Raw genomic sequence first — 13,628 nt, forward strand, 5'->3', positions numbered from 1 at the left:
ATTCATACCTGGCAGCTGGCAAAATCCAGCTGCGCGAACAAAGGTCCCATTATGAAGTCTGATACCCACCCGAAGTACGAAGCTGTTGTCTTCAACGACCTGGCCTCCGGCACCAAGTTCCTGACCCGCTCCACCGTGTCTTCCAACAAGACCATCGAGTGGGAAGACGGCAACACCTACCCGGTCATCGACGTCGAAATCTCTTCCGAGTCCCACCCGTTCTACACGGGCAAGCAGCGCATCATGGACTCTGCAGGCCGCGTCGAGCGCTTCAACGCTCGCTTCAAGGGCTTCGGCGGCAAGAAGTAATCTTCTTCCCCAAGGTCTGATGGGAGGCCCGCACCGGCAACGGTGCGGGCTTTCCGCTTTTAACCGTGCACCTGTTTTCTGGGGCAGGATGGAAAGCATGACCGAGCCACGTATTGCTGCCCATGATGCAGCCCGCAACCAGCGCCTGCACGGCGAGTACAAAGTCCCGGGCGGCAAGCTCGTGGTGGTGGACCTGGCCGTGGTGGACGGCGCCCTGGCGGACGTTTCCGTCAGCGGCGACTTCTTCCTGGAGCCGGACGAGGCACTGGAGGACATCAACGGTGCCCTGACCGGGCTTCCGGACGGCACGCCTGCCAAAGACCTCGCGGCCGCCGTCACCGCCGCCCTGCCCGCCGGTGCCGTACTGTTCGGCTTCTCCGCCGACGCTGTGGCCGTGACCGTGCGCCGTGCCCTGGCCAAGGCAACCTCCTGGGGTGACCATGAGTGGAACGTCATTGCGCCCACCGTGCTGCCCACCGAAATCAACGTTGCCCTGGACGAGGTGCTCACCGAGGCCGTCGGCGCCGGGGCCCGCACCCCCACCCTGCGGTTCTGGGACTGGCAGGAGCCGTCGGTGGTCATCGGCAGCTTCCAGTCGGTGCAGAACGAGGTGGACCCCGAGGGCGTCGCCAAACACGGCATCAACGTGGTCCGCCGGATCAGCGGCGGGGGAGCGATGTTCATGGAGGCCGGCAACTGCATCACCTACTCGCTCTACCTGCCGCAGACGCTGGTGGACGGGCTCAGCTTCGCGGACTCCTACCCCTTCCTGGACGCGTGGGTCATGGCGGCACTGGAACGGCTCGGCATCAAGGCCTTCTACATTCCGCTGAACGACATCGCCACGGACCAGGGAAAGATCGGCGGCGCCGCGCAGAAGCGGCTGGCCAACGGCGGAATGCTGCACCACGTCACCATGAGCTACGACATCGACGCCGACAAAATGGTGGAAGTCCTGCGGATCGGCAAGGAAAAGCTCTCCGACAAGGGCACCCGCAGCGCCAAGAAGCGGGTGGACCCGTTGCGGCGCCAGACCGGGCTGGCCCGCACGGCGATCATCGAGGCGATGATCGGGGTCTTCAGCGAGCGTTATGGGGCAACACCGTCAGAGCTGGCAGGACACGAACTGGCAGCTGCCGAGGAACGGGTGGCCACGAAGTTCGGCACCAGGGAATGGCTCCACCGGGTCCCCTAGCCCCAACCAGTTACGGAGCATTCGATGTGTGGTGGGCCCACGCCGGCAGGGTTCCCTGGCCGAGCGCAGCGAGGTTAGGGGGCCGGTGGGGAACGACGGCGGCCTGGGCGGTGAGTGCGCGCAGCAGGTGGCTGCGCTGCTCGATGATGATCCGGCGCAGGGCGTGCGGCGCGTCAGGGTTGGCGGCCAACCAGTCATCCGTCCGCCGCACCACCGGATGGTCCTCCGAGCGTGTGCCGTCCGCCAGGTCCTGCGCCGCGGGGTAGAGGCCGCGGACAATCCGGCTGGCGATTTCGATGCTGCGTTCGTCCCAAACAGCCAGCAGGCAGTCGAAGTAGGGCTCCACGTACGGCTCCAACAACGCGGGTGGCGCGGTGCTGAATCCGCTGATAGTGGCGGTGAGGAGCTGGTTGGAGAGCTCGTTGCCTTGAACAGCGGCCTCCCAGGCTGCGGCTTTGACTTCCGGGTTGGGCCGGGCGGCGAGGGCCGTGGCGTGGCCGGCGCGGCCGGAGGCGGTGGTGTCCCGCGCCAGCTCGGCGTCAAGCTCGGCCGCGCTGGCCTGCCCGTTGGCAGCCAGCGCATGCCACAGCTGCCAGCGAAGCTCGGCGTCCACGGCCAGGCCTTCCACGTTAACCGTCCCCTCGAGCAGGCCGCGGAGCCGCGGGAGCATTGCTGCGTCATGCCGGCTGAGGGTGGCAAGGGTGCGGGCCCAGGCAAGCTGTGCGTCGGAGCCCGGGATGGCCCGGTCAAGTTCGGCGGCTGCGGCTTCGACAAAGGAAGCGCGGACACTGCTGCGGGTTTCCGCCGGTGTGTAGCGTTCGACGGCGATGCTTGCGTTGTCCAGGATGTTCAGCAGGACCCCGATGCCGGTCTCAGCCGGACCGAAGGCCGCCACAGCGTCAACGTAGCGGCTCGCCGGGCTTTCGCCGTCACGGGCAGAGTTCCAGAGCGCGGTCCAGCAGAGGGCACGCGCCATGGGGTCCGCGATCCGGTCCAGGGAAGCGCGGACGGTCGCTTCGGATACCGGGTCCAGGCGCACCTTGGCGTAGGTCAGGTCCTCGTCATTGATCAGCAGGAGCGCCGGCCGCTGCTGCCCGGCGAGCTGCGGGAGCTCCGTCCGGGCGCCGGCTACGTCGGTTTCGATGCTCCCGGTCCGCACCAGGGCGCCCTTGGCATCAAAGTCGTAGGAACCCACGCGGAGCCGGTGCGGGCGAAGCTCCTCACGTCCTGTCACCGGGTCCACCGCTTCCTGGACGATGGCCACCCGGCCCGGCCAGCCGTCGTCGTGCCCTGAAATCGGGGATGAGAAGTCCAGGGACAAACTGGAAATTCCGGAAGTCTGCAGCCACTGCCGGGCCCACCCGGACAGGTCCCGCCCGGACGCCGCAGCCAGGACCGCCAGGAGGTCGGCCAGCGAGGTGTTGCCGTAGGCATGCTTCCGGAAGTACTCCCGCGACCCGGCGATGAAGGCGTCAAAGCCGACGTAGGCCACCAGCTGCTTGAGGACCGAGGCGCCCTTGGCGTAGGTGATGCCGTCGAAGTTCTGTTTTGCCGCTTCAAGGTCGGGGATGTCGGCCACGATGGGATGGGTGGTGGGGAGCTGGTCCTGGACGTAGGCCCAGGCCTTGCGCTTGTTGGCGAAGTTGACCCATGCCGTGTCCCAGTCCGTTGCAAGGTCCACCGCGAGGGTCCCCATGTAGTCGGCAAAGGATTCCTTCAGCCATAGGTCGTCCCACCACTGCATGGTCACGAGGTCGCCGAACCACATGTGCGCCATCTCGTGCATCAGGGTGTTGGCCCGTGCCTGGTACTGGGCGTCTGTGGCGCGCGAAGTGAACACGTAGCTTTCGGTGAACGTCACCAGGCCGGGGTTCTCCATGGCGCCGAGGTTGTATTCGGGCACGAAAGCCTGGTCGTACTTGCCCCAGGGGTAGGGGAAGTCAAAAAGGCGGTTGAAGAAGTCCAGGCCCTTCTTCGTCAGGCTGAAGAGCTCCTCTGTGTCGAAGGAGTCCGCCATGGATGCGCGGCAGTAGAGGGCGAGCGGGACGTCCAGGCGGGTGCCGTCGTCGAGCGTTGCCTGCCAGCGGTCCTCGGCCTTGAAGTATGGCCCGGCCAGGACGGTGGTGATATAGGTGGACATGGGCAGGGTGGTGGCGAAGTCCCAGCACGCGGTGGCGGGATCGCTGGTCAGCAGTGTGCGGTTGGCCTCGACGCCGTTGGAAGCGACCTGCCACCCGGCGGGGGCCATCACGTGGAAGGTGTAGGTCGCCTTCAGGTCCGGCTGTTCGAAGTTCGCGAAGACCCGGCGGGCATCCGCCGGCTCGTACTGCGTGTACAGGTAGCACTGGCCGTCCGCGGGGTCCACGAACCGGTGCATGCCTTCGCCGGAGCGGCTGTACAGCGCCGTCCCCGTGACCGTGACCTGGTTTTCGGCCCGCAGGTCGTCCAGCCGGATCCGTCCGCCGTCCACCACGTCCTCCACCGGCAGGCCTTTGCCGTTGAGGAACACGCTGTGCACGTCGCTGCCGATGAAGTCGAGGAACGTGCCGGCGCCGGGTTCGGCGGTGAAGGTGATGACGCTGCGGCTCGTGTAGCCGGGGACGGTGGGATCTGCTGCCTGCCGCACGTCCAGGGAAATGTCGTAGCTGGTGGTGTTGACCAGGGCTGAACGTTCGGCGGCTTCGCGGCGCTGCAGATTCTCATGTGACACCCGGCTATCTAATCACGGTGCCGATTCATTGGCTCAGCCGGCGATCAGGAAGGCGGCAGCCAGGCCCAGCACGGCAATCAGGAGCCAGGAGGCGAGCGCCGCAAGGAGTGCCTGCCCGCCCGTGTGGAGCAGGATGCGGATCCGCACCGCAGAGCCCAGGCCAAACAGGGCCGCACCCAACAGGATGTCCTGCAGCGTGCCCCCAAGCTCGAGCCAGCCCGCGGACAGCCAACCCGTGGAGCGCAGCGCCACCATGGCAACGAAGCCCGCGACGAACAGCGGCACCAGCGGCGGCATGGTGGTGCTCACACCGTCCGCGGCGTCCAGGGCCCGAACGCCCTTTCGGTGATGCACGCCCGCCAGCGCGGCGACGGGCGCCAGCAGCAGCACCCGGGTGAGCTTGACGACGACGGCGACCGCCAGGGCAGCGGTCCCGGCGGTTTGCGCCGTGGCCACCACCTGGCCCACATCGTGTACCGAGGCCCCGGTCCAGGCTCCGAACACTGTGGCCGTGAGACCCAGTGGCTGGGCGAGGAGGGGCAGGACGCCGATGGCCAGCGTGCCGCAAAGCGTGACCAGGGCTACGGGCAGGACGGTTTCCGCGTGCCGGATGCGGCGGACAGCGGCCATGGCGCCAATGGCGGAGGCACCGCAGATGGAGAAACCCGTGGCCACCAGCAGTGAAGTCACCGGCGTCAGGCGAAACAAGCGCGAGATGGCATAAGTCCCGCCGAAGCTGGCCGCCACGACGCCCACAATCAGGACCAGGGCCAGCCACCCCAGGCCCAGGACGTCCATGACACTGACTTTCAGGCCAAGGAGCACGATCCCCCCGCGCATCAGGTGCTTGCCTGCGAAGTCCAGCCCGGGACGGGCCCGCCCACCGGTCCAGGTGCCGGCACCGGGCAGGTTGGCCGCCAGGACACCAAGGACCACGGCCAGGGTCATTGCAGGAAGGGCCGGCAGCAGTCCGTCTACCAGGAACGCTGCTGCGACAGCGGCAGCGGCGGTCAGCAGCCCCGGAACCAGCCGGGCAATCCGGGCCCCGGAACTGCCGTGGCCCGGCGCTGGGAGGCTTCTGCTGTCTGGCACTCACCTACTGTGCCCGACGAGGCCCGTAAAGTACGAACCGGGCCATGGGCGCCAACACGCCAGAATGGATGGCAGTAATGAATTCGAAACAAAAAGATGGTTGGCTATTGGACATGTCAGACCTATTCCAGGATTACTCCGTGGCCGCGGGCCGCACCGGAGCCTACGACGAGATGTTCGCCCCGGGGCAACAGGCCAGGGACTCGTACGGGCAGGTGGCGGACGCACTTCGGAAGCTCTCCCTGGCGGACGTCAGCGCGCGCGCCGACTCCATGGCCCGTACCTTCCTGGACCGCGGGGTGACGTTCGACTATGCGGGCGAGGAGCGGCCCTTTCCGCTGGACATCGTGCCCAGGGTTATCCCCGCGGCCGAGTGGGACGTGCTGGAAAAGGGCGTCGCCCAGCGCGTCCGTGCCCTGGAAGCGTTCCTGAATGACGTCTACGACAAAATGACCGTGGTGTCAGACGGCGTGATCCCGCGCCAGCTGGTGACCACCAGCGCCCACTTCCACCGGCAGGTCCACGGCTTCGAACCGGCGGGCGGGGTCCGGGTCCACATCTCCGGCATCGACGTCGTCCGCGACGCCGCCGGCACGTTCCGGGTCCTCGAGGACAACGTCCGCGTCCCGTCCGGGGTCAGCTACGTTTTGGAGAACCGGCGCGCCATGGCCAAGGGCCTGCCCGAGGCTTTCGGCCAGCAGCTCATCCGGCCTGTCGAGGAATATCCGCGCCGGCTGCTCTCCGCCCTGCGCAAGACCGCCCCGGCCGGCGTGGACGATCCCACCGTCGTCGTCCTGACCCCCGGGGTGTTCAACAGCGCGTACTTCGAGCACACCCTCCTGGCCGGCCTGATGGGCGTTGAGCTGGTGGAGGGCCGCGACCTGATCTGCCGTGGAAACCGCGTCTACATGCGCACCACCGCCGGTGAACAGCGCGTGGACGTCATCTACAAGCGGATCGACGACGACTTCCTCGACCCTCTGCAGTTCCGCTCCGACTCCATGCTCGGCTGCCCCGGACTGGTCAACGCCGCCCGGGCCGGCGGTGTCACCATCGCCAACGCCGTGGGCAATGGCGTTGCGGATGACAAACTGGTTTACAGTTACGTGCCTGACCTGATCCGCTACTACCTCAGCGAGGAGCCCATCATCGCCAACGTGGACACCTTCCGCCTCGAGGAAAAGGAGGCCAGGGAGTACACCCTGGACAACCTGGCGGAACTGGTGGTCAAGCCCGTGGACGGTTCCGGCGGCAAGGGCCTGGTCATAGGCCCGGACGCCTCCAAGGATGAACTGGACGCCCTCCGCCAGCGGATCATCGCGGACCCCCGCGGCTGGATTGCCCAGCCGGTGCTGCAGCTTTCCACCGTTCCCACCCTGGGCGGGGACAAGTTCGGCCCCCGGCACGTGGACCTGAGGCCCTTCGCCGTCAACGACGGCGACAACGTCTGGGTGCTCCCGGGCGGCCTGACCCGCGTGGCGCTCAAGGAAGGGTCCCTGATCGTCAACTCCAGCCAGGGCGGGGGATCCAAGGACACCTGGGTCCTCGCAGATTCGCCCCAGATGCCGGTGGAAACCGTTCCCCGCCAGTCCGTCACGGTCCGTGAGCGGGTCTCCGTGTGGCCGGTGGAAAGCAACTGGCGCGACCGCCAGTCGGAGCAGCAGCAGTGAGCCGGGCCGTCGTCGGGCATTCCCTTTCCACCGTTCCGGGCACGCAGGAGGTAGCCGCGAATGCTTAGCCGTATTGCCGAGTCCCTTTTCTGGATCGGCCGTTATGTCGAACGGGCCGATGGCACCGCCCGCATCCTGGACGTGCACCTGGAACGCCTGAACCACCTCCCGATGGAGGAACGCAAAAGCGTCGCCCAGGAGTTACTGGCGGTCATGGGAGCCCGGCCGCAGAGCGAGGATTTCGGCCTGCCGGAACTGCTCCATGCCCTGGCCTACGACAAGACCAGCGCCACGTCCATCGCCGGCTCCCTGGGCGCCGCCCGTGAGAATGCCCGCCGTGCCCGCGAAACTGTATCCTCCGGCCTTTGGGAGAGCCTGAACACCACCTATTACGGGCTGAGCCAGCACCGCAAGGACGTGGTGGGCACGTACCGCTTCTGCAACTGGACGCTGGAGCGCACCGCCATGGTCAGCGGCCTTGCCGATACCACGGTGAGCCATGACGAAAGCTGGCTCTTCCTGGTCCTGGGCCGCTCGCTGGAACGCGCGGACATGACAGCCCGCATGCTCTCCACGCGCGACGTCCTGTCCGCAGGCATGTCCTGGGTGAACATGCTGCGCTGCGCCGGCGCCTACGAGTCCTTCCTGCGTACCCGCCGCGCGGCATTCGGTGACCAGCACGCGGCAGAATTCCTGCTCCTGGACCGGCTCTTCCCCCGCTCGATTGTCTACGCGCTGCGGGACGCCGACGAGTGCCTGGCCAAGCTGGACCCATCCGCGCAGCGGGTCGGCTTCATCAATGACGCCCGCCGTATCGTCGGGCAGGCCCGGACCTTCCTTGAGTTCCACCGGACGGACGACCTCATGTCCGAACTGCCCGAGCACATGGAACGGGTGCAAAAGGCAGTGTCCCAGGCCTCGGATGCCATTTCCCGTAAGTACTTCAATCAGGCGGACGAACTTGCCTGGGTGGGAGAAGTGTCATGACCCGGTTGAGCATCGTCCACAGGACGGCCTACAAGTACAACAAGCGGGTGACCTTGTCCTACAACGAGGCCCGGATGACGCCGCTGACGGATTCGCAGCAGGTGGTGCTGGAGTCCGTGGTCAAGGTGTCCCCGTCCCAGGCGGCGGTGAGCACCTACCGCGACTACTGGGGGACCAGGGTCACCGCCTTTGACATGCAAATGCCGCACGAGAACCTGGAAGTGGTCTCCAACATCACGGTGGAGGTGCACCGCGCCGAGAAGATCCCGGCGGAAGCGGACATTGTCGGCTGGGACGTCCTTGCCTCATCCGAAACGCTCAACACCTTCAGCGACTGGCTGCCGCAGTCCCGGCTCAGCGGCCCGGGTGACGAAGTGCTCGGCATCATCCCGGACGTGGTGGCGGGGAAGAACCCGCACGAAGCTGCCATGGCCGTTTTTGCCTGGATGCGCGGGGAGATGACGTACATGTCCGGATCCACTGCCGTGACCACGAACGCGGAGGAGGCCTGGGGCCAGCGCCAGGGGGTGTGCCAGGACCTGGCGCACCTGGCCATCGGTGCGCTCCGCAGCTGCGGCATTCCGGCACGCTATGTCTCCGGCTACCTGCACCCGCGGTCCAGCGCCGGAATCGGCGAGACGGTGGCCGGTCAGTCGCACGCCTGGCTGGAATGGTGGGACGGTGACTGGCGCAGCTGGGATCCCACCAACCACAAACCCGCCGGCGACTTCCACGTCACGGTGGCCCGTGGCCGGGACTACCGGGACGTTCCCCCGCTCAAGGGCATTCTGTCCGGCGGTGGCGGGTCCGCACTGCAAGTCAGCGTGGAGATCACCCAGCTCGCTTGAGAGGTCAGGTTCCCTGGTTCCGCCGCGGGGGAAGCTGATGCCGCCGGCTTTATTCCTGCGCCGTCCTGGCGGTGCTGCTGATCTGGGTCCACCACGTCATCGGGTCGGTGACCTGGAACCGGCGGCCCGAGACCGAATCCGGCGTGATGCGGACAAACGCGTCTTTCTTCCCCGCCTGCCACGGGAAGAGGTACAGCCGGGAGGTCTCCAGCACGTCCTCAGTGCTCTTGACCAGGGCAGCGGTGCCTTTGATCACCACGCTCCACGCCAGGCTCGTTTCGGGGTCCACACCGTCCGCCTCCACGGCAACTGCGGCGTCGCCGGAGGCTGCCGACAGCTTGGTTCCCTGGCCAGTCCGGAAGACCAGCGTCCCGCCGTCCACCGTGTAGTTGACCGGGAAGATGTCCGGGCGCCCGTCCACCAGCACCGCCAGCCTGCCCACCGACACCGTCCGCAGCAAGGCCCAGCATTCATGGTGTTCGAGGTTCTGCACTTGGGGCGATGACTCGTTGCTCATGCGGTGAGCATACGCCCTTCACCAGGGGCTGGGCTTGTAATCCTTGAGGAAGACCCCGTACTGGTCCTCGCCCTTCTCGCCCATGACAATGGGATCGTAAACACGGGCTGCGCCGTCCACCAGGTCCAGGGGCGCGTGGAAGCCTTCCTCCATGAGCCGGACCTTCGTGAAGTGGGGGCGTTCGTCGGTGATCCAGCCGGTATCGACGGCGGTCATCACGATGCCGTCGGTGTCCAGCATTTCCTGGGCGCTGGTTCGGGTCATCATGTTCAGCGCGGCCTTGGCCATGTTGGTGTGCGGATGTCCCGGCCCCTTGTAGGCCCGGGAGAACTGGCCTTCCATCGCGGAGACGTTCACGATGTACTTGCGCCGCGCGGCGGAGCGCTTCATGGCGCCGCGCAGCCGGCTGACCAGCAGGAACGGGGCAGTGACGTTGCAGAGCTGAACCTCGAGCATCTCGAGGGGATCCACTTCATCCACCACCTGGGTCCAGCTGTTGATGGTGGCCAGGTCGGGAACCAGGCCACCGGCGTCGATCGCGGTTCCCGAGGCTATCCGCTCCAGCGACGCGGACCCGGTGGACAATGCCAGTGATGTGATGGCGTCGCCTGCCAGCACTGGATGTTCGGTGACGCTGCCGGCAATAGCCAGGGGGTGCTTGTCATGGGCATGGCCGAAGGTCAGCAGTTCGGGGCCGCCGTTGGCTTGTTCGAGTGCCGCGGGGAGCGGTTCGTCCTCGGCGTCCACCAGCGGCTTGTAGGCGTTGCCGGACCGGCGCACGGTCTGGGCGGCGTTGTTGATGATGATGTCCAGCGGACCGGCCTCGTTGAGGGAGTCGGTCAGGGCCATGACCTGGGCAGGATCGCGCAGGTCGATGCCCACAATCCGGAGCCGGTGCAGCCATTCGCCGCTGTCTTCCATGGCGGCAAAGCGGCGGGCGGCGTCCTTGGGGAACCGGGTGGTGATGGTCGTGTGCGCTCCGTCGCGCAGCAGCCGGAGTGCAATGTACATCCCGATCTTGGCGCGGCCGCCGGTGAGCAGGGCCCGCCGGCCGGTCAGGTCGGTCCGGGCGTCGCGCTTGCTGTGGCTGAAGGCCGCGCATTCCGGGCAGAGCTGGTGGTAGAAGGCGTCCACCTGCGTGTAGTGCTGCTTGCAGATGTAGCAGGGGCGCGACCGGATGAGGTGGCCCGCGATCTTGCCGGTGGCCGATGGTGCCAGCTTGTTGCCGCGGGTCTCGTCATCGATCCGGTCGGGGGCAGCAGTGGCCGTCTGGGCAATGACGGCACGGTCGGCGTCGGCGATCGAGTCACGTTTGGTGACCCTGCGGTGGCGCTTGACCGCCTTGAACATCTTCCCCGTGGCGCGGCGCACCGAGATGTAGTCCGGGTGCTCCTCGTCATACGCATGGATGGTGTTCAGGACCTTGAGGCAGGCCTGGATGTCCTCAGGGGTCAGATCGGGGGAGCTCATTGGGAAAATTTTACAGCGTACGCCGCAGGCCGGGACACCATCAACGGTGCCCCGGCCTGCAAGGTGCCTTAGTGAATGCGGTGTCCGGGTCAGGAAACCCGTGCGCCGGGCGCGGCCTCCGCCGCTGCGGCTGCGTGCGTGCCGGCCACCTTGTCCGCGGCCTCACGCATGTCGGGGTACCGGTCCGCGGCGGCCTTCACGGCGCTGGGGAGCTGGCTCAGGTGCCGTGCAGCGAGCCGGCGTTCTTCGTCGCCCGGTTCCGGAACTTCCTGGCCCTTGGCCAGGACAGTGATGCCGGATTCGGTGACCTTGAAACCCCGTGCGCGGTCCAGGTCCGGGTCCAGCCCGATGGCGGCGCCGGCCGGGACCTTGACGTTCTTGTCCAGGATGGCGCGGTTGATGACTGCCCCTTCGCCCACCTGCACCTTGTCCATGAGGACCGAGTCGATGACCCGGCCGCTGGTGGCCACATAGACGTCGTTGGACAGCACCGAGCCTTCCACCACGCCGCCCGAGATGACCACACCGCTGGAAACGATCGAGTCCAGCGCCGTCCCCACGGTGTCGTTTTGGCCGCGGACGAACTTGGCCGGCGGGGAAATGCTCTGCCGGGTGTAGATGGGCCACTCGGAGTTGTAGAGGTTGAACACGGGCAGCGGGGAGATGAGGTCCATGTGGGCGTCATAGAAGGAGTCGATGGTGCCAACATCGCGCCAGTACGTGCGGTCGCGTTCGGTGGATCCGGGGATGTCGTTGAGCGTGAAGTCGTAGACACCCGCCTCGCCCTGGTTCACGAAGTACGGAATGATGTCCCCGCCCATGTCGTGCTTGGTGTCCAGGCGCTCGGCGTCCACGTGCAGCGCGGCCACCAGCGCGTCGGCGTCGAACACGTAGTTGCCCATGGAGGCCAGGAACTGTGAAGGATCGGCGGCAAGCCCGGGGGTGCTCGCGGGCTTTTCCACGAAGGCGGCAATCTTCTGGGGGTCGTTCTGGTCCACCTCGATGACGCCGAACTGGTCTGCCATGTGCAGCGGCTGCCGTACGGCCGCCACGGTGGCTTTGGCGCCGCTGTTCACGTGCTGGGCCACCATCTGGGCGAAGTCCATGCGGTAAACGTGGTCGGCGCCGACCACCACCACGATGTCCGGGTTGGCGTCGTGGATGAGGTTCAGGGACTGGTAGATGGCGTTGGCGCTGCCCAGGAACCAGCTCTTGCCCACCCGCTGCTGGGCGGGAACCGAAGCGATGTAGTTGCCCAACTGGGTGGACATCCGCCAGGTCTCGGAGATGTGCCGGTCGAGGCTGTGCGACTTGTACTGGGTGAGTACCACGATCTGGAGGTAGCGGGAATTGACCAGGTTGGACAGCGCGAAGTCGATGAGACGGTAGCTGCCGGCGAAGGGCACGGCGGGCTTGGCCCGGTCTGCCGTCAGTGGCATCAGCCTGTTTCCCTCGCCACCGGCGAGGACAATGGCCAGGACTTTTTTCGTTAACGGCATGATGGTCGCTCCTGTACGCCTTCGTAACTCCCCAAGACAGTCCGGTAGGCCCGGACTCCTTCACACTAGAACAGTTATGCGTGAAGGACTACCTTGGGTCTTGTGCGAATAGACATTGTGACTAAAGAGTTCCCGCCGGAGATCTACGGCGGCGCCGGGGTGCATGTGGCCGAATTGAGCAGGGTGCTTAGCAAGCACGTTGACCTGCAGGTTCGTGCGTTTGGTGCTCCCCGCGACGCCGATTACCATGGCGCGGCGGTGACGTCGTACCAGGTCCCGGAGGACCTCGGCGGAGCGAATGCGGCGGTGCAGACACTGGGTGTGGACCTGCGCATTGTGCCCGACGTCCAAGGCGCGGACCTGGTCCATTCGCATACCTGGTACGCCAACATGGCGGGGCATCTGGCCTCCCTGCTGCACGGAATTCCGCACGTTCTCAGCGCCCACAGCCTCGAGCCGCTGCGGCCCTGGAAGGCTGAGCAGCTCGGGGGCGGCTACGCCCTTTCTTCCTGGGTGGAGAAGACGGCTTATGAAGCGGCGGCGGCCATCATCGCCGTGTCCGAGGGCATGCGCCAGGACATCCTGCGCAGCTACCCCAGCGTGGATCCCGCAAAGGTCCGCGTGGTCCACAACGGCATCGATGTGGAGCTTTGGCAGCGTGATGAAAACGACGACGCCGTCCGTGCCCTGGGCATCGACCCCGCCAAGCCAAGCGTCGTCTTTGTGGGAAGAAACACACGGCAGAAGGGCGTGCCCTACCTCCTGCGGGCTGCCGCGAAACTTCCGGCTGATGTCCAGCTGGTCCTGTGCCTCGGCGCTGCGGACACTCCGGAACTGGCGGCCGAAACCGCAACCCTGATCGAGGACCTGCAGAAGCAGCGCACGGGTGTTGTCCTGATCGAACGGATGCTGCCGCGCCATGAGCTGATCCAGGTGCTCAGCCATGCCACCGCCTTCGCCTGCCCCTCCATCTACGAGCCGCTGGGCATCGTCAACCTCGAAGCCATGGCCTGTGGGGCTGCCGTGGTGGCCAGTGCCACGGGCGGCATCCCCGAGGTGGTGGAGCACGGCCGGACCGGACTGCTGGTGGACCTGGAACAGGTTACCGACGGCACCGGTACGCCCCTGGACCCCGAAAAGTTCGTCAAGGAGTTCGCCGCAGCCCTCACCGAGGTGGTGTCCGATCCCGAACGTGCGCGCGCCATGGGGGAGGCCGGCCGGGAGCGGGCCGAAAAGCACTTCTCCTGGGAGTCCATCACGGAGACCACCCTCGAGGTATACCGCTCGGTGCTGCCGGCACAGAGCTGACCCACCTGAAGTCATTAACGACG

The 13,628-nt window shown here is 66.5% G+C and carries 11 protein-coding genes; 6 read left to right on the forward strand and 5 right to left on the reverse strand.

Translation table 11 applies throughout. The features are described from left to right. The first annotated feature begins 51 nt into the window (after positions 1 to 51). Entirely contained in the window at positions 52 to 309 is a 258-nt protein-coding gene (locus Q9R31_RS06240) for a type B 50S ribosomal protein L31 (protein WP_018771158.1), read from the forward strand. 97 nt (positions 310 to 406) lie between these two features. Further along, complete coding sequence (locus Q9R31_RS06245; RefSeq protein ID WP_311261876.1) at positions 407 to 1,504, forward strand: biotin/lipoate A/B protein ligase family protein; 1,098 nt, start codon at positions 407 to 409, stop codon at positions 1,502 to 1,504. A 10-nt stretch (positions 1,505 to 1,514) separates the two neighbouring features. On the opposite strand, the gene pepN is transcribed toward Q9R31_RS06245, so the two are convergent. Both pepN and Q9R31_RS06255 read right to left on the reverse strand, forming a co-directional pair. After that, positions 1,515 to 4,214 carry an aminopeptidase N gene (gene pepN, locus Q9R31_RS06250; protein ID WP_311261877.1) on the reverse strand — a complete coding sequence of 900 codons (2,700 nt, stop codon included), beginning with the start codon at positions 4,212 to 4,214 and terminating at the stop codon, positions 1,515 to 1,517. A gap of 33 nt (positions 4,215 to 4,247) precedes the next feature. Next, positions 4,248 to 5,306, reverse strand: coding sequence for a putative sulfate exporter family transporter (locus Q9R31_RS06255; RefSeq protein ID WP_311261878.1), 1,059 nt, complete (start codon positions 5,304 to 5,306; stop codon positions 4,248 to 4,250). Between the two features lie 113 nt (positions 5,307 to 5,419). On the opposite strand from Q9R31_RS06255, the gene Q9R31_RS06260 reads away from it, so the two are divergent. The 3 genes from Q9R31_RS06260 to Q9R31_RS06270 are packed head-to-tail and all read left to right on the forward strand — an operon-like array spanning position 5,420 to position 8,811. Next, positions 5,420 to 6,976 (forward strand): circularly permuted type 2 ATP-grasp protein, encoded by a 1,557-nt coding sequence (locus tag Q9R31_RS06260; protein ID WP_311261879.1) that lies wholly within the window; start codon positions 5,420 to 5,422, stop codon positions 6,974 to 6,976. A 60-nt stretch (positions 6,977 to 7,036) separates the two neighbouring features. Beyond that, a complete protein-coding gene (locus tag Q9R31_RS06265) occupies positions 7,037 to 7,963 on the forward strand; it encodes an alpha-E domain-containing protein (protein ID WP_013600945.1) in 927 nt (308 codons plus the stop codon). Then, positions 7,960 to 8,811: a transglutaminase family protein gene (locus Q9R31_RS06270; RefSeq protein WP_311261880.1), complete on the forward strand. Its 852-nt coding sequence runs from the start codon at positions 7,960 to 7,962 to the stop codon at positions 8,809 to 8,811. Before Q9R31_RS06265 ends, Q9R31_RS06270 begins: the two co-directional genes overlap by 4 nt. Before the next feature lie 49 nt (positions 8,812 to 8,860). On the opposite strand, the gene Q9R31_RS06275 is transcribed toward Q9R31_RS06270, so the two are convergent. The 3 genes from Q9R31_RS06275 to glgC all read right to left on the reverse strand — a co-directional run bounded on the left by Q9R31_RS06275 (position 8,861) and on the right by glgC (position 12,297). Next, the gene (locus Q9R31_RS06275) at positions 8,861 to 9,328 is read right to left on the reverse strand and encodes a pyridoxamine 5'-phosphate oxidase family protein (RefSeq protein WP_311261881.1); all 468 of its coding nucleotides are present in this window, start codon (positions 9,326 to 9,328) and stop codon (positions 8,861 to 8,863) included. Between the two features lie 18 nt (positions 9,329 to 9,346). Further along, positions 9,347 to 10,798, reverse strand: a complete 1,452-nt coding sequence (locus Q9R31_RS06280; protein WP_311261882.1) for an SDR family NAD(P)-dependent oxidoreductase — start codon at positions 10,796 to 10,798, stop codon at positions 9,347 to 9,349. 89 nt (positions 10,799 to 10,887) lie between these two features. Next, on the reverse strand, positions 10,888 to 12,297 hold the full coding sequence (gene glgC, locus Q9R31_RS06285) for a glucose-1-phosphate adenylyltransferase (RefSeq protein ID WP_311261883.1): 1,410 nt from the start codon (positions 12,295 to 12,297) through the stop codon (positions 10,888 to 10,890). A 102-nt stretch (positions 12,298 to 12,399) separates the two neighbouring features. Between glgC and glgA the strand changes: the two genes are divergently transcribed. Then, positions 12,400 to 13,605 carry a glycogen synthase gene (glgA, locus tag Q9R31_RS06290; protein WP_311261884.1) on the forward strand — a complete coding sequence of 402 codons (1,206 nt, stop codon included), beginning with the start codon at positions 12,400 to 12,402 and terminating at the stop codon, positions 13,603 to 13,605. Positions 13,606 to 13,628 lie beyond the last annotated feature (23 nt).

This window comes from Pseudarthrobacter sp. BRE9, from assembly GCF_031844305.1.
GTDB lineage: Bacteria > Actinomycetota > Actinomycetes > Actinomycetales > Micrococcaceae > Arthrobacter.

Bases quoted from the DNA above. Each gene is read 5' to 3' on its own strand.
- Q9R31_RS06275 (WP_311261881.1), bottom strand. From the start codon at position 9,328: ATGAGCAACGAGTCATCGCCCCAAGTGCAGAACCTCGAACACCATGAA.
- Q9R31_RS06240 (WP_018771158.1), top strand. From the start codon at position 52: ATGAAGTCTGATACCCACCCGAAGTACGAAGCTGTTGTCTTCAACGAC.
- Q9R31_RS06245 (WP_311261876.1), top strand. From the start codon at position 407: ATGACCGAGCCACGTATTGCTGCCCATGATGCAGCCCGCAACCAGCGC.
- Q9R31_RS06265 (WP_013600945.1), top strand. From the start codon at position 7,037: ATGCTTAGCCGTATTGCCGAGTCCCTTTTCTGGATCGGCCGTTATGTC.
- Q9R31_RS06270 (WP_311261880.1), top strand. From the start codon at position 7,960: ATGACCCGGTTGAGCATCGTCCACAGGACGGCCTACAAGTACAACAAG.
- Q9R31_RS06260 (WP_311261879.1), top strand. From the start codon at position 5,420: ATGTCAGACCTATTCCAGGATTACTCCGTGGCCGCGGGCCGCACCGGA.
- Q9R31_RS06280 (WP_311261882.1), bottom strand. From the start codon at position 10,798: ATGAGCTCCCCCGATCTGACCCCTGAGGACATCCAGGCCTGCCTCAAG.
- glgC (WP_311261883.1), bottom strand. From the start codon at position 12,297: ATGCCGTTAACGAAAAAAGTCCTGGCCATTGTCCTCGCCGGTGGCGAG.